The organism is Proteus sp. G2673, from assembly GCF_009915125.1.
Taxonomy (GTDB): domain Bacteria; phylum Pseudomonadota; class Gammaproteobacteria; order Enterobacterales; family Enterobacteriaceae; genus Proteus; species Proteus penneri.
Window position 1 is genome coordinate 358193 of sequence record NZ_JAABLT010000004.1, and the last position, 17818, is coordinate 376010.

Sequence of the window (17818 nt, forward strand, 5' to 3'; positions counted from 1 at the left end):
ATCGGTTATCAATAGTGTAATTACGTATGTTAGTGGCACATTATAAAACGTGAAAATAACGAGTAAGTCACAATATGAAAAGAATGTTAATTAACGCAACTCAGCAGGAAGAGTTGCGTGTTGCCCTTGTCGATGGGCAACGTTTGTACGATCTGGATATCGAAAGCCCCGGTCATGAACAGAAAAAAGCAAATATCTATAAAGGTAAAATTACTAGAATTGAACCCAGCCTAGAAGCCGCTTTTGTTGATTATGGTGCGGAACGCCACGGTTTCCTTCCTATCAAAGAAATAGCCCGCGAATACTTTCCTAGTAATTATCACTCTCATGGTCGTCCTAACATCAAAGATGTCTTAAAAGAAGGCCAGGAAGTTATTGTTCAAGTTGATAAAGAGGAGCGTGGTAATAAAGGTGCAGCATTAACCACTTTTATCAGCCTAGCAGGAAGTTATTTGGTCTTAATGCCAAATAATCCTCGTGCAGGTGGTATTTCTCGCCGTATCGAAGGTGAAGACCGTACTGAACTCAAAGAAGCTTTATCAAGCCTTGAAATCCCAGATGGCATGGGTCTGATTGTACGCACTGCTGGTGTCGGTAAATCGGCTGAAGCACTACAACAAGACTTAAGCTATCGTCTAAGACATTGGGATGCTATTAAGAAAGCAGCAGAGAATCGCCCTGCTCCATTCTTAATCCATCAGGAAAGTAACGTAATCGTTCGTGCATTCCGCGACTACTTACGTCCTGATATTGGTGAGATTTTAATTGATAACGCAAAAATCGTTGAAATGGCGCGTAGCCATATTGAAGCGATTGGTCGTGGTGATTTTGCTAGCAAAATTCGCCATTACACAGGTGCAGTTCCTCTATTTAGCCATTATCAAATTGAATCACAGATTGAATCTGCGTTTCAGCGTGAAGTTCGCCTACCTTCTGGTGGCGCTTTAGTTATTGATACAACTGAAGCATTAACGGCGATTGATATTAACTCCTCTCGTTCAACGCGTGGTGGTGATATCGAAGAAACAGCATTCAATACTAACTTAGAAGCTGCTGACGAAATTGCACGTCAATTACGTTTACGCGACCTCGGTGGTTTAATTGTTATCGACTTTATCGACATGACGCCGGTGCGCCATCAGCGTGAAGTTGAAAACAGAATGCGCGAAGCTGTTCGCCAAGATCGTGCTCGCATTCAAATTGGACGTATCTCTCGCTTTGGCTTATTAGAGATGTCTCGTCAACGTTTAAGCCCTTCATTAGGTGAATCAAGCCATCACGTTTGTCCTCGTTGCTTAGGCACTGGTACTATTCGTGATAACGAATCACTGTCACTTTCTGTGTTACGTCTTATCGAAGAAGAAGCACTTAAAGAAAATACCCATGAAGTGCATGCGATTGTACCTGTTCAAATCGCCTCTTATTTGCTTAACGAAAAACGAAAAGCTGTAACTGATATTGAATTACGTCAATCTAATGTCAAAGTGGTTATTGTTCCTAATGACCAAATGCAAACGCCTCATTTCTCTGTTATTCGTGTGCGTAAGGGCGAAGAAATTACCTCTCTAAGCTACAACTTAGCCCAATTCCATGAAAGTCAGTTAAATGAAGCTGATGACGATGTTGTTACAGAGCGTAAAGCGCCTGAACAACCTGCTATTTCAGCTTTTGGATTGCAAGAAGAAGACACGCCAGAAACGACGACGAAAAATAAAAAAGCCCCTCAACCCCAAGCTAAAGCTGCTAAAACAGAACAAGCTCAAGCTACAGGTTTCTTTAGCTCTATCGCCAAATTCTTCTCTAACTTATTTAGTAGCGAACCAGAGCCTGTGGTAACACAAGAAAAACCACAGGAAAATAAGAAAGAGAATAACGAAAATCGTCGTGAACGTCGTAATAACAATAATCGACGTAACAACAATAATCGCCGTGACCGTGATAACGATCGTAATCGTGATAATGCAAATAGCGAAGACAATCGCAAGAATCGCAATCAAAAAACACAAGCGACACCAACAACTGAAGTTAGCAGTGAACAAGAGATTGCAGAACGCGAAGCACGTCGTCAGCAGCGTCGTGAACAACGTGCTGAACAACGTCGTCGTCAAGAAGAAAAACGTCAACAACAAGAAGCGGCTAAAGCTCAAGCTGCTCTGGCTGAAAATGATACCGTTGCAAAAGACAGTGCTAATGAGAAGAAAGAAGAACCTCGTCGCCCTGTTATGCAACGCCGTAATCGTCGTCAATTAACACAATCTGTACGTGTGACTGACAATGATAATGCATCAACAGTTGTGCCAGCTACGACGGAAAAAGCAGTTTCTGAACCACCAGTTGCAACAACACAAACGAAAGTTGCACCAACTGAAAAATCAGCACCTAAAGCAGTCACTGTTGCAAACGTTGAAACTAATGAAGCTCAAGCTGTAAAAGCATTACCTGATGCAACTAAATCACAAGATGAGAATAAGAACGAAGATAATAACGGACAGGATAATGTTATGCCTCGTCGTTCTCGCCGTTCACCTCGTCATTTACGTGTAAGTGGTCAACGTCGTCGTCGCTATCGTGATGAACGAACTTTAACCGTATCACCAATGCCTTTGGCAATGGCGGTTGCTTCTCCTGAACTTGCTTCAGGTAAAGTCTTCATTCACTATCCAATCACACCAATAAGTGATGCACCATTTATTGAAAATAATGTTGAAAACAACAATGACGTTTCTGTTGGAAACCACATTATTACTCATAAAGATCCACAAATGGTAGCTATCACACCAGCGGTTTCAGAAGCCATTGTGGCAAAAGTGGAACAAGCGGATACCACAGAATCCACCTACACTGTGACTGTTAGCTCTGAATCAACCACTGAAGCTGTTGCTGAAATTATTGCAGTAGAGCCACAATTAGCACCTGCAGAAGCAAATAACATTGAGAACCAAGTTGAAGAAAGTGTTGTCAACAACGTTATCGATGATGTGAATACCGAAGAGCATGTTACTCGTAAAGAAAATATTTCTGCGGTATTAAACACAACCGAGGCTTATATGCATGAAGCTTCACAACAAGCAGAAACAGATGCAGTGACTGAAAACGTGACACAAGAAGTCATTGCACCAGTAGAACGCGAAGTGACTGAAACATCTACTTCTGAGCCTCAAGTTGTTGCTACTTCAGTTACAACCGAAGAAACAACTGAGCAACATAAAGAAAGTGATGTTGAAGCTATTGTTGAAACAGTTGCTGAGCCTATCGTTGAAACGGTTATTGAAAGTCAGCCTGAAGAAAATGAGAGTGCAACACCTACAGTAGAAGCAGAGTCTGTACCAGTAAAAGAAAGCAAACCTACAGCCGTGATTATTCGTCAAGAGCCGGTAGTACGCCAACTTCATGCAAGTGCACCAATGACAAAAGCGCCAGCATCTGATGAACCTACTGTCGCAATTGAGATCAAAGCGTGGGAAGCACGTCCTGCTTTTGATAAGAAAGGCCGCACAGGTGCCGGTGGACATTGTTCTACTAATCACGCTTCTTCAGAAATGGCAAAAGCTGAAAGTCAAAACTGATAATAAGGTGTTATTAAGAATATCTTGATAATACTTCTAAATTAAGAACCCACTTTGAGTGGGTTCTTTTTCTTTGGAGATAACTATTAGTAAATTAACTTAGTACTTATTAAGGTTAAGGTAAAAATAAAAAAGACCCCTGAATATTCAATTCAAAGGCCTTCAATCTTTTATTCTTAGTAAAGCAATCAGTCTTTTAGATCAGGAATATTTTTAATTTCACCCATCGCTTTTAACTGTTTAGAAAGCTCACGGCGTTCTTTAGACAGGTCTGCATTTTTAATAATGTAATCGTCAACACGATCATCATAGTCACTGCGCATGTTCGCAATAATACCCAGTACATCTTCAATTGACATACCCGGTTTAATGTATTCACTTAAGTTGTCTAACAAAAGAACACGTTTTTGGTTATCACGGATCTTTTTCTCATTGTCAGTGATCTCACGACGGATTTTGTTTTTACGACGATACATACGCACAAACTCCAGTACGTTTTGGAAAGACGGCTTGTTTGCGTTATCCATTTCCTACACCTTTACAATTGATATTTAAGATAAATAGTTCTGTTTAAGATTATCGCTTAATCGTGTCAATAAACAAGCAAAGTTTGCAAATTTAATTGATTTTACTTAATTAACAATTAATTAGGATGATATATTAATAAATATAGTCAACATTCTTTAACCCGTAAATGTTCACTTAATTAATGATAAGAAAATGGCTACACATTTTTACTGGTAGCCTAATCGACACAACAAAGGATAAATTAATGAGCAACTAAATAAGTTGTGCTTTATTTTTATCTTCATGTTGTAAGCCATCAAGTTGCTGTAACGCTTTCGCATCTGAACGCAAAAATACAGCTGAGAGAAGTGTTGTCCCTATCACAATACATCCCATCACCATATAAGTTGGTGCAAACCCATAATGATCATACCCATAACCAGCCAATGGAGATAATAATGTCGCAACAATAGAGCTCACACATTGAAAACCGACTAAATAAAGTGTTGAAGATAAACGTTTATCAAAATGTTGGCTGTTATATTTAAAAATTGAAATTAATAAAATCGGCAGTTCAACAGCATGTAATAATTTCATACAAGAGATCAAGACAGGCCCTTCGACTAGTCCTGAGCCAATAATACGTGCAGCCATAACACTGCTTGCCAGTAATAAGCCGTTTTTAGCACCTATTCTATTTACAAGGAAAGGCGCGATAAACATACCACCAGCTTCTAAGAATACCTGCAATGAATTCAGATATCCGTACATCTCATTCCCCTGTTGTAAAGTCGCAAATTGCGATGAGAAGAAGACGGGAAACTGTTGGTCATAAACCCCATAAACACAAGTGCCAATAACAAACAAAATAAGTGCCCAAAAACGAGGTAATGAAAGTAAATTCAGTGCATCTTTTATAGTAATAGCCGATGTTTTTCCATGCTCTAATTGATTAAATGCGTCTGATTTATCAGTTTTTAACAGCGCTAAAAGAATTAAGAACACAACACCAGAAATAGAAGCCATCACAAAATTGTAATTAGGATCGATATTTATATTGTGTCCTGCAATAAATGTTGCAGATGCCCAACCCAATGATCCCCACATTCTTGCCCTACCGTATTCAAAACCGCGAATACGACTAACACGCTCTGTATATGACTCTAATACGCCAATACCTGCGTTAAAAGTCATACCTACATATAAGCCCCCTAAAATCGATCCAACAAAAATATTCCAACGTAATATTGATGCGAAACCTAGAAAAAATGGTCCAGAAAGAATAAGTAATACTGCAATCACTAATAATAAATTCTTTCTTAGCCCTAATTTATCTTGAATAAAGCCATATAAAGGTTGAGCACATAATGCAATCAAAGAAATAGCAGAGAATATTAATCCCGTATCAGTCGCTTTTAATCCTACATACTGATTTAACCAAATGGAAACTAATGAAAATGATGAAGACCAGGTAAAAAAGAAGAAAAATAACAACGCGCTTAAGATCGCATAGTATTTTTTTGAGTCTTTGTTCATTTGTTGAGCGCCTTATAAAGTCATTTCACCTTTAAATGTTAACGTTAACTTTTGGATTCACAAACAATTATGTCGCTTTAATGTGATATGAAGCACATAAGTTAACGTTAACAATTTAAGTTATGTGTTCTGGATCTACTTTCTTCTTTTATCTTAGTGGCTTAGTGTTAAAGATACAAATAAGTACTCTTTTTAGAAAAAAAGCCTACATTTATATTCTATCACTTTCAAATAAAACCATTTGCATAGGATATTTCACGTTTACCACATTATGGTTTACCATGGTTTCAATTAAACCCAATACAACTCATTGAGTAATGATTGAAAAAATCATCAGTAAATTTACGGTAGGAAACCTTGTCTAATTCAGCGAAAACGTCCACATTTTACATCCATGACTACGAGACCTTTGGTACACACCCAGCGCTAGATCGCCCTGCTCAATTTGCGGGTATAAGAACTGATATGGATTTCAACATAATTGAAGATCCTCTCGTTATTTATTGCAAACCTAATGACGATTATTTACCCCATCCCGAAGCGGTAATGATCACAGGGATCACCCCACAAATTGCGGCAAAAAATGGGTTAATTGAAGCTGAGTTTACGCGTCAAATTCATCAAGCTTTTAGTCAACCTAATAGCTGTATTATGGGTTATAACAACCTTCGATTTGATGACGAAGTAACCCGTAATATCCTTTATCGTAATTTTTATGATCCTTATGCCTATAGTTGGCAAAAAGGAAATTCTCGGTGGGATTTGCTCGATGTTTTACGAGCCTGTTATGCACTGCGTCCAGAAGGTATTGTTTGGCCTGAAAATGAAGACGGTTTCCCAAGCTTTCGTCTAGAGCTATTAACCAAAGCCAATGGCATCTCTCATGAGAATGCGCATGATGCAATGTCTGATGTCTACGCCACCATTGCGATGGCAAAAAAATTGAAACAAGCTCAACCGCGTATGTTTGATTATTTCTTCAATTTGCGCGATAAACGTAAAGTTCAGGCGTTAATTGATATTCCCGCCATGACGCCAATTGTACATGTTTCAGGTATGTTTGGTGCGGCTCGTTCTAATTTAAGTCTTGTAGCACCATTGGCATGGCACCCTGATAATCGTAATGCTGTTATTGTGTGCGATTTATCTGCGGATATATCCCCGCTATTAACCTTAACATCAGACCAATTACGAGAGCGTTTATATACGCCACGCAGTGAATTGGCAGTTGATGAACCCCCTGTTCCAATTAAATTGCTGCATATTAATAAATGCCCTATTGTGGCTCCACAAAATACATTAAGACCACAAGATGCAGATAGAATTGGTTTAGATGTTGATACTTGTTTAAACAATCAAGCCATTTTATTTTCACATCCTGAAATACGTAATAAAGTCGTAGAACTCTTCGCTCAACAAACTCCTTTTGTTGTCTCTGATGATGTTGATTCTCAAATTTATAATGGCTTTTTCAGTGAAAATGATCGTAGTGCGATGGAAATTATTCGCTCAACGCAACCACAAAATTTACCTGCTTTAGATTTAACATTTGAAGATGCGAGAATGGAGCCGCTATTTTTCCGTTATCGTGCGAGAAATTATCCTTCTACTCTCAATTATGATGAGCAACAACGTTGGTTAGCACATAGAAAAGAGATGTTAACACCAGAGAAGCTGAATGAATATATCAATACAATCCAGCTATTAGCAGAAAAATATAGCGATAACGAAGAGAAACTAAAACAACTACAAGAGCTTTATCTATATGCTCAAGATATTGCAAGTTAGACAATAAGATAAAAGGCAGGTTTTATCCTGCCTTTCTTTTTAACTTAATAAACACGACACAAAGCGATTATTTTTTGGTTTCAATACTTTCAGTTTTAACCTCAGAGTGAGCCTGCCCACATCCACACTCTTCTCCCCAATATTTCAATTTCGAGGTTTTACCTATACCTGGGTTCATACTATTGGTTGGATCGTTATGTTTATAGAACGCTTTTAATTGAGGCTTGGCATAATACATATGACCTACATTATGCTCTGCGGGATACTCTGCCCCACGTTTATCTAATAACGCTAACATTTCTGCTTTTAGCGCCTTCGCATCAACACCTTTTTTAATAATGTAGTCTTGATGCATAACGTGACACATAAAATGTCCACAATAGAGTTTATAAAGTAATTTGCTTTCTATTTCTGGTGGTAATTTTTCAAACCAATCTCTGTCATTACGGCGCAATGCAATATCTAATGGCAATACATCTTCTACGTCATTCACATGTACAGCGTGATAACGGACAGCAGCACCGGCAGCGGCAAAACGATGCAAAAAGGCTTTATTTCCCTCTTCTTCAGTACATTCGAAATAATCACCTGAAGCTTGTTTAAAGTATTCTTTTAAATAAGTTGCAGCTTCTTCAATTCCATCATCTGCCATTCTTAACATGAGATGATGTTCATATTTATCACGAAAGTCTGTCATGCGCTCTGGTAAATGAGCAGGCCATAATTTGCTCATAAACTGCATGGTTCTATCCACCAGATTTTTAGGTAAAAAAGGAACTTTATTTAATACCGCATCTACTCGCCCTTTTACGGCAAATAATATTGGCATTTTATCTGTGCCTAATTTATCAATCACCAAAAACGTATCTTTTCCATACACTTCAGCCATTTTATAATAGCTTCTATGCATATATTCCCCAGCAACAGGTAATTTTTTAAAATGACTTAAGATATGACGACGAATATCTTCTAGTTCGTCCGGATTATTAGTACCAATATAAAAGACTTGAGTACGATGATCCGCAGGGAATGTATCTAATCGCACAGCAAATACAGATAATTTACCCGCACTACCCGCAGCCTCATATAAACGGCGTTCATCATTATTAAATCGAGAAGGCGTATTGGCATCTACATCACGCACACGTTCATGATATTCATGATCAGAGGCTAATTTCTCTGTCATTTGTATCTGATCCTCGTGATAATGGCGATTATCTAAATTGGTTAATATTTCTTCTGGAGTCTCGCCTAAATCAATACCTAAATGGTTAACTAATTCAGCTTCGCCCTCTTCATTCACACGAGCATATAGTGATAATTCGGTATAAGCAGGCCCTCGACGAACTAAAGCTCCGCCGGAGTTATTACAGATCCCGCCAATAACAGAAGCACCAATACAAGACGAGCCAATAACAGAGTGTGGTTCACGCCCCAATGGCTTCAATACTTTTTCTAAATGCCACAGCGTACTACCAGGAAAGGCAATAACTTGATTATGCTCTGAAAGAACCTGTATTTTATCTTGGCGCAATGTACTAATAATCACGATATCTCTATCATAATCATCACCATTAGGTGTCGAACCTTCGGTTAATCCCGTATTCGCCGCTTGCATAATAATAATTTTATCAGCTTCAACACAGGTTTTAAAAACACGCCATTGTTCTAATAAGTTGGCAGGAAATACAACTGCTAATGCCTTGCCTTGTCCTGAACGAAAGCCTTTACGATAACGTTCTGTTTTATGTGCTTGTGTTAATACCTGTTTTTTACCAACAATACTTTCAAGTTTACGAATAAAATGTTGATTTACAGAGCTATTACTCTCATTCATTTTCCCTATCCTATTCCTGTCTTGTCTGATTAATTTGTATTTTGCTCGCTTTTATTATTACTCATAAGGCTACGTGCAAAATATAAACTTATCATTTATATAACTGCTTTTATACAGCTATTCATATTTCCCCAAAAAACAACATATTTTATGTCCAGCCATTTTTGTTATTTAAAAATATTTTTGATATTTATTTCTTAAATAGAATATAGATAAGCCTCAATTTGCTATTTTATTCTATTATTAGCTTTTCTCTTGCTAGCCGCTCCCATGCTCGGCAACTTCGACTTTTATAACTATTTTTATTATTTGCTAATGCCAATTGATATGACAATGTAGGTTCAATAACAGGAAGTACCACTAAATCATCAATGGGATTTTTATTACACATACTTCCAGGCAGTAGCGTTACACCGACACCCGCTTTTACCATCGCTATAATTAAATCTAAATGATTACTACGTCCTGCAATAATAGGCTTTGTATTATAAATACCGCAGGCACTATAAACTAAATCATTAATACGAAAATCTTCAGAGAAAAAAATAAACGGTTCATTAATCAACTCTTTAAAATGTACTTCTTTTTTGATGGCCAAAGGATGTGATGGAGAGACTAATAGCATCAAGCTTTCTTCTGAAAAAGGTGTTAATTCAAATATGTCATTATTAAAAGGTAATACTACGGCCGCTGTTTCCACTTTTCCCTCTATCATTGCTTCTGCCATTTGTTTAGTTCCCAATTCAAATATTTTTAGTTCAACCTGAGGGTGTAGAGAACTAAATGCCATAATAATATCGGCAAAATACGTCGAAGCTATTACCGGAGGTAATCCCACATTTAATGTCCCTGTCAATGGCCCTGACTTGTCTTGTATCGCTTTATTCATACTATTAAATTGTGCGAGTATTTTTTTTGCATGTTCAAAAAGTATCGCGCCATCATCCGTTAACCTTACGCCATCGACTTCTCTTACTAATAAAATAACACCTAATTCATTTTCTAATTTTTTAATACTACGACTAATTGCAGGCTGAGTAATAAATAGAGCATCAGCAGCTCGGCTAAAGCCATTTAATTGGACGACTTCAACAAAATAACGTAATGCACGAATATCCATTAGTCACATTTACCTTATTACATTTAGTTATACCACCAATAATAATAAACCATTTCATATTGATTTATATCCGCGGTAAAACATTAAACATAATATAAATGAATAACCCTGTTTTTACAGATTATTATTCTGATATTCTGGAGATAATATGAATAAGACTGTTGTTGAATATATGCTAAACCGACTATATAACTTAGGTATAAGTGATGTCTTTGGTGTCGCTGGCGATTATGCCTTTCCTATAGAAGACACGATTTGTAATAGCAATCATCTGCGTTGGATTGGTAACTGCAACGAATTAAATGCAGCTTACGCCGCTGATGGTTATGCCCGAATTAAAGGTATGGCAGCGTTATCGACAACATTTGGTGTTGGTGAATTAAGTGCGATTAATGCTATTGCAGGTTCTTATGCAGAAAATCTACCTATTTTTCATTTGGTTGGTATGCCAGCAAGTGGTGTACAAAAAAGCAAACGTCTCGTTCATCATACCTTAGGTAATGGCGATTTTGATATTTTCTATCAACTAGCCCAACGTCTTGCTTGTGCTCATGCAATATTAACGCCTGAAAATTGTATTACTGAAATGGAGCGCTTAATTGCGACAGCATTAAAAGAACGTCGTCCTGTTTATATTGGCTTACCATCTGATTATGCTGTTATGCCAGTGATAGAAAATACACTTGTTACCACACCGAAAAAATCAATAAGTGATAAAGAAATACTAGAAAAAGTGGTATCACTCATTATTGATAAGATTACACAAAGCAATAATATCTGCGTTTTACCCGGTATTTTATCCGCACGTTTAGGGTTATCAGATAATGTCCAAGCTTTTATTGATAAAACAGGTTTACCTTATGCCACTATGTTTATGGATAAAAGCATATTAAGTGAATCTAATACTCAATATATTGGGATGTATGATGGACAATTAATGACACCTGATGTCAGAGAGTTTGTCGAAAATAGTGAATATGTATTAGGAATCGGAGCAATGATGACCGACTTTAATACGGGAAGTTTCACAGCCAATATTAAACCAGAACAATTTATCAACATCATGCCAGAATATGTAGAAATTGATTCTGTTATCTACTCTTCTATTTATATGGAAGATATTCTCTTTGAGCTGACAAAACGACTACCGAATAAAACTTATCATCAGATAAAAGCTAAGGGATTAGAAGACGCTATTTTATCTGATAACGGTGAAATTACAGCTCAATACCTCTACCCTCGATTAGAGAAATTCTTTAAACCTAACGATATTATTATTGCTGAGACAGGTACGTCATCAATGGGATTAGGTTTTGCTCTATTACCAGAAGGTGCTCAGTTCCATAACCAAACATTATGGGGTTCTATTGGTTGGGCAACACCCGCATCATTTGGTGCCGCACTTGCCGCACCTAACAAACGAGTTATTTTAATTACAGGCGAAGGCTCACATCAATTAACCGTACAAGAGATTAGTCAATTTGTTCGTTTTGGATTAAAGCCGATCATCCTTATTTTAAATAACGATGGTTACTTAATTGAACGATTATTATGTGATTACCCTGAAGCTTATTATAACGATCTTGCTCAATGGAATTATCATCAATTACCTAAAGCTTTTGGTGCAAAAGATTGGCATTGTGAGAAAGTCACAACGATAGATGAATTAAATAAAGCGCTTGAAGTGGCAGAATCAACAGATAGTGCCTCTTATATCGAAATAGTAACAGAGCGATATGAAGCTTCTGAATTAGCTAAAAAATTAAAAGAATCTAAAAGCTCATTATATTCATTCTAATATAAATGGATAAAATGACAAATTAAGTTTTTAGACAGAATAAAACTGGGAAAAAGCTTGGTTTTTCATTTGTGAAATTAGACATTAATTAAATAAAAAGCATGATCTATTTTTATTTTAAATATATAGATCATGCTGATACTTTATTATTATCTTGTCAAAATTATATTTAAATTGTTGCACCTTATTAATAGAAATAATAACGAAGCTTCTTATTTGATTAATTAAAAAGGATTTAAATATACCTATTAACATAATAGTATCTGTCATAAAAACTAAATATAAATAATATAAATTAGCTCCAACTTTTTTTGGAAACTATGGCTTATTTTATGAAAAATATTGTAATACCTACCTCGTTAAGTTTCTTTTTTTTATTTTTTTCGAATTCATCATGGTCTGAAATAGATATTTTAGAAACCAAACAACATATTATAGATCAACGCAATAATTGGCTGGAAGAGATCAAAAATGGTGTTATCACAACGCCCCCTGAAAAAGGGTCAAAAACAGCCGAACTAGATAGAATAATAAGTAATAATTATCAAACAATCTCAGGCGAACGAAGAAAACTAGCCGAAGCCGATAAGTCACAGACACATTCTTATGTTTTTAATACCTATGCCAATATTTTATTTGGCGACAACGTCAATTCGATCAATTTTAGCGATACTCAAGCTTACCAAGATCTGAACATATTACATAACACAGGAACATATGCTTATGATCCAAACAAAAAAAGAGTGCGCTCGATAGATTTTATCTTAAAAGGACTTTTTTTACGTGGCCGACCTTATCAAGTGATTGATAATAAAGGTAATTACTTTAATAATTACACCAATATAACAGGTTCATCTTACCCAAGTGGACATACATGGAATGGATACAAACAAGCTGCTGTTTTATCGATATTATTCCCTGAAAAGGGCAGTGAAATGTTTGCCCGAGCAATAGAATATGGTGAAAGCCGAGTTATTGTAGAGGCACATTTTGCAACAGATACCATCGCTTCGAGAATAGGAAATTATTACCTGTTATCACAAATGCTTGCAGATGATGACACAACTCGAACTTTTGTTAAGCTTGCCAAAGAAGTCCGCCAGAATGTCGCTAATCAGTGTAAAAATCAAAATTGTTTAACCACACCTAAAAAAATAACTAACGATGATGCAGGTTATTATGGAACAAAAGATCTTGAAACTTCATCGCTCATTTCCCCCAATCAAATACCCAGTTCGTCCAACAACTTACTGCGTTTACGTTTTGCATATTTAACCAAAGAGCAGAGGCAATCTATTTTAGCGAGCACAGCCTACCCGAGTCATTCTTTAGCGGGTTGGGCTTCACATGAAAATGTTCCAGATTCTAATTGGGGATTAATTAATCTTCCTAAAGCCTATAATGGGCCTTCATATTTTTATAATCATTTTCTTGTTAATCAAACAACTAATGAATTTGACTTCGCTGAGTTTGGTAAATTTGATGAATGGAAAAATGATATTAGTGGCCCTGGTAAATTAATCAAACAAGGCGATGGTGCATTAATCTTATCTGGTAATAACTATTTTGCAGGCGTCGAGGTTAATCAGGGAAATTTACTCCTTATAGGCGAAAATCACTATTCAAAAAATTCTTCCATCAATGGTGGCACATTGTTACTTGAAGGAAAATTAAATTCATTACTGGATGTTAATAAAGGAACGTTGCTATTAAATGATGGGAGCATAAGTTCTCAAGTCAATATCAATGACAAGGGTACACTTGCTGGTAAAGGAAAAATTAATAAGCTAGAGGTGAATTCAGGAGGCATCGTAGCACCAGGCCACTCAATTGGTACACTTAATATAGATGATACTGTGATTTTTAATGCTGGCAGTCACTATCTGGTTGAAGTAAATTCACAGGGTGATAGCGATAAAATAGTGAGCCTCGGCACAGCGATACTTAACGGAGGAACAGTTAATGTATCTCTTGAAAATAATAGAAATCTCCTCACAAAAGACAATGTTCAGAGTCTATATAACACAAAATATACTATTTTAATGGCAGATAAAGGTATTAGTGGTAAATTTGCTGATGTTAACCCAAACTACCTTTTTGTAGGAACAACACTATCTTACGATCAGAATGCAGTAATATTGAATGTCGGAAGAAATAATACTGCTTTCTCCAGCTTGGCAAAAACAAAAAATCAAGCATCAATCGCGAATGCAATAGATGCATTACCTTCAGGGCATCCTGTTTATGAAAGCATTGTCGGAATGGATCTAAAAAATGATGTCCACTATGCCTTTAATGAATTAACTGGCCAAATTCATGCCGATGTTTTATCTAATCAACTCAACAGTAGCCGACAAATAAAAGAAACACTCCTTTCTCAGGTTAAAAACGCTGAAACACTTAATGGTGAAAAAGAAACTGCAGACAATAAAAGTAATGTCTGGGCTAAAACTTTATATAATTGGGATGATAACTCAAGTGATGGTAATGCGAATAACTATGATGCTTCCACCTATGGCGTACTATTAGGTGCAGATCAACATTTTAATAACGATAAAATGTTGCTTGGTATAGCAACAGGTTTCACCAAAACCTCGCTCTCTGGCTATAACAGTCACGCAAACAGCGAAAATTACCACTTATCATTTTATAGTGGTTATGATTTTAACCATATCAAGCTACGTGCAGGTGTATCGAATACGTTTCATCGTGTTCATACGTCAAAAACGGTCAACTACATCGCGCAATCAGATAAAAATAAAGCGAATTACAATGGGAATACCAGCCAAATATTTATCGAAGTAGCTTACCCAATAACTCTCTCGGACACACAATTAGAGCCTTTTGTTAATTTAGAATACGTCAAAACAAAAAACGCTGCCATTAACGAGCAAGGAGATCGTGCAGCTTTACAAGCCCATTCACAAAGTTTAGATTCAACCACATCTATCACAGGATTGCGTTTAAATAACAAATTGAAAATTAACAATAAATTTAATGTTTCTCTGTATGGCGAACTAGGTTGGTTACACCAATACAACGATGTGGAACGAGGTATCAATTTACGTTTCACCGATACCCAACCAACATTTACTGCTAATAGCGTTGATACAGCACGGGATGCTCTTGTAGTTAAAGCAGGAACAACTATCCAAATAAATGAAATATCAAAATTATCAATCGGATATAGTGGATTGACAGCAAAAAATCAGCAAGATAATAGTATTGATATGAAATTCTCTATCGCTTTCTAACTAATGATGTATTTAAAGTGGATGATTTGCAAAAATGAGCGTGCGCTGAATATCACTTTCAACACTATTGCCTTGAATTTGGTTTTTTACTTCATTGGCAAGATAAGGGGCTGAGCCATTAGCAATCGCGGTGACAATGTTATTGCCCATCATACCTTGCGTAAATGCGGTAACGGCTTGGATGGCACGGGTATATTTACCTCCTGTGCCAAAGTCAGACTGATTGGTATAGTCCTGTAAACGTTGTTGGAAAAGGTAATTTTGAACGTCACGCTCAGTAACGTTCTCGTGAGTTTCAGAAAGGGCTTGGTAGAGATTGGTCGTAATTTAGATTTGAAAAACCAGCACTAGAGGGTTAGTACAAAACTGTGAACATCTAACTAACTATTCTAGATGAGTAACTGAATGAGTTTAATGTTACTCCCCCTCATATGCCAAGCCAGACTGTTAATAATCCAGTTGTCTGAAAAATGAGGTAGTCATACAAGACTCAGTGTGGCGCTAGTTTTTTTTGTAAAAATATTAGTGTCTTTTATATTCAAGATAACTGACTAAGCAAGCTACTATACTAAAGAAAAAACCAAATCCCATTCCCAAACATATATAATCTATAACATTCTCTTTAGTAATAGAAAAAAGACTATCTTCTATTGGGTAATTGTATATTAATTCTACTAGAGTTTTTATTATTAATAGAGTAAAAAAAACCATAACAGAGAATGCAATCCAAAGTAGAATAAAATATTTAAACAATTTCATATCGCATAACAATCCAAACAACTGTTCCAACACTGCTACCAATCAAGCCACCTAGTTTGATAGAATTCACCCAATCTAATTGATTTATACTTTTATCTGTTAAAAGCCATTCTCCTGATAATGATAAAAAAGAGAAAAATAAACCATATATAAAAATCATAAAAAATAAGGAATATATTGAGAGTTTCATTAATATGCACCTTTATCTAATTCTAAATAATATTGCTGTTCATTGTTAATCTCTTTAATATCCTTATTTTTCATAATATATCGTCCTAATAAACTACCACTTAGCTCTAATTCAAATGAACCAGCATCCCCACCTACAATCCCTGGGAGAGGACTTAATTTAAAACTTTCTGTCATAAAATTTGAATATTTGTACTTTTCTGCATACTGTAATGCATAACGACTTGCAGACATTCCAAAATGTTCTTTTATTAATTTTGCCTCCCAACGATTAACTAATACTGTTGTTAGACCATAACCCGATGTGGCCCCAAAAGTGGCTGAAACAACAGCAGCTTCTGAATTTTCGCCTGCAATCTTACTCCCTAAATAAGCACTACCTGCGTTTAATTGAACATTGGAATGTAGATTTCGACCTGTTCCTGTCCAACCGGTAAAGCCGGCTAGTCCGAAGCTCAGATAATCAAATTTATCTCCAGCATTATCATTGTAAACCTGTACACCTGCATTTGCGCCCATACTCAATCCAGTTCCTATCAGTTTAGCCTCCGCTGAGGCGGCTGAATTAAATAATGCCCTACCACCTAGGTACAATCCGAATACATTTTCTGGCTCTCCAACAAAGGAGGCAAATCTGTCCCAGTTATCTGAGTGTTTATTAGCAAATTCAACATCCTGATTATTAATATACAATACAGCATTTCTGACATCTTCATTATCTAAAGAACCATAAAGCCATGTTGGTCTCTCGGCTGCCGAAATTCCTCCATTCAGCTTGAGCCTTTCATAGCCAGCAGTGCATTCTAATGAGTTTCTTTGGCATGCCTTTCTAAATTCTTCTGAATTTTTTCCTTGAATTGTGGCGTACTTGTCAATAATAGGCTGACAATTCTCACCAGCTGCTTTACATATTGTTATTTTTTTATCAAACGCACGAGCCTCATCAAAACTCAGATAGTTATTCTCAACCACCACTTTCCCGGCTTGGGCGGCATTGGCGACACCTGCGCTATTATCGCTAATTAAACCACCGGCAATGCCTGAAGCTAACGTTGCCCATGCGCTTATATTCTGCTTTTCAGACTCAGTCAGTTCTTCGGGAGCTTTGCCATAAAGTGAATGCGATAAAATACCCACCGTTTCACCAGTCATCGCACCCGTGGCTTGTGCTGCCACATTTTCACCTTTTGCCAATGCAAGACCGGCATTGAGTAAACCGTGGGCAAGCGCGCGCTGAATATCACTTTCAACACTGTTACCTTGGACTTGGTTTTTTACTTCTTTGGCAAGATAAGGGGCTGAGCCATTAGCAATCGCGGTGACAATGTTATTGCCCATCATACCTTGCGTAAATGCCGTGATAGCTTGGATGGCTCGGGTATATTTACCGCCCGTACCAAACTCAGACTGGTTGGTATAGTCCTGTAAACGTTGTTGGAAAAGGTAATTTTGAACGTCACGCTC

At 36.8% G+C, this 17818-nt stretch carries 11 protein-coding genes; 4 read left to right on the plus strand and 7 right to left on the minus strand.

Annotation, left to right across the window (positions count from 1 at the left end; all coding sequences use genetic code 11):
* The first annotated feature begins 74 nt into the window (after positions 1–74).
* Positions 75–3566, plus strand: a complete 3492-nt coding sequence (gene rne / locus GWI59_RS02440; RefSeq protein ID WP_161669569.1) for a ribonuclease E — start codon at positions 75–77, stop codon at positions 3564–3566.
* A 188-nt stretch (positions 3567–3754) separates the two neighbouring features.
* Here rne and tmaR read toward each other — a convergent pair whose 3' ends face one another.
* Positions 3755–4093, minus strand: a complete 339-nt coding sequence (gene tmaR / locus GWI59_RS02445) for a PTS system regulator TmaR (RefSeq protein WP_006537261.1) — start codon at positions 4091–4093, stop codon at positions 3755–3757.
* A 253-nt stretch (positions 4094–4346) separates the two neighbouring features.
* Positions 4347–5609, minus strand: coding sequence for an MFS transporter (locus GWI59_RS02450; RefSeq protein ID WP_072062720.1), 1263 nt, complete (start codon positions 5607–5609; stop codon positions 4347–4349).
* Between the two features lie 357 nt (positions 5610–5966).
* Between GWI59_RS02450 and sbcB the strand changes: the two genes are divergently transcribed.
* Positions 5967–7397: an exodeoxyribonuclease I gene (gene sbcB / locus GWI59_RS02455; RefSeq protein WP_109847707.1), complete on the plus strand. Its 1431-nt coding sequence runs from the start codon at positions 5967–5969 to the stop codon at positions 7395–7397.
* A 67-nt stretch (positions 7398–7464) separates the two neighbouring features.
* On the opposite strand, the gene dld is transcribed toward sbcB, so the two are convergent.
* Both dld and GWI59_RS02465 read right to left on the minus strand, forming a co-directional pair.
* Positions 7465–9234, minus strand: a complete 1770-nt coding sequence (gene dld, locus GWI59_RS02460; protein ID WP_109847708.1) for a D-lactate dehydrogenase — start codon at positions 9232–9234, stop codon at positions 7465–7467.
* Between the two features lie 232 nt (positions 9235–9466).
* Positions 9467–10354, minus strand: a complete 888-nt coding sequence (locus tag GWI59_RS02465) for a LysR family transcriptional regulator (protein ID WP_161671328.1) — start codon at positions 10352–10354, stop codon at positions 9467–9469.
* A 148-nt stretch (positions 10355–10502) separates the two neighbouring features.
* On the opposite strand from GWI59_RS02465, the gene GWI59_RS02470 reads away from it, so the two are divergent.
* On the plus strand, positions 10503–12152 hold the full coding sequence (locus GWI59_RS02470; RefSeq protein ID WP_161671327.1) for an alpha-keto acid decarboxylase family protein: 1650 nt from the start codon (positions 10503–10505) through the stop codon (positions 12150–12152).
* A gap of 332 nt (positions 12153–12484) precedes the next feature.
* Positions 12485–15406: an autotransporter domain-containing protein gene (locus GWI59_RS02475; protein ID WP_237612094.1), complete on the plus strand. Its 2922-nt coding sequence runs from the start codon at positions 12485–12487 to the stop codon at positions 15404–15406.
* A gap of 12 nt (positions 15407–15418) precedes the next feature.
* Here the strand turns inward: GWI59_RS02475 and GWI59_RS02480 are convergent, their stop codons facing one another.
* From GWI59_RS02480 to GWI59_RS02490, 3 genes are all read right to left on the minus strand, one after another.
* Positions 15419–15556 (minus strand): hypothetical protein, encoded by a 138-nt coding sequence (locus tag GWI59_RS02480; protein WP_157955976.1) that lies wholly within the window; start codon positions 15554–15556, stop codon positions 15419–15421.
* A gap of 595 nt (positions 15557–16151) precedes the next feature.
* Positions 16152–16355 (minus strand): hypothetical protein, encoded by a 204-nt coding sequence (locus tag GWI59_RS02485; protein WP_109847711.1) that lies wholly within the window; start codon positions 16353–16355, stop codon positions 16152–16154.
* Positions 16355–17818 (minus strand): VENN motif pre-toxin domain-containing protein (locus tag GWI59_RS02490; protein WP_161723898.1); only part of this gene is annotated, 1464 nt, incomplete at its 5' end. The genes GWI59_RS02490 and GWI59_RS02485, both read right to left, overlap by 1 nt.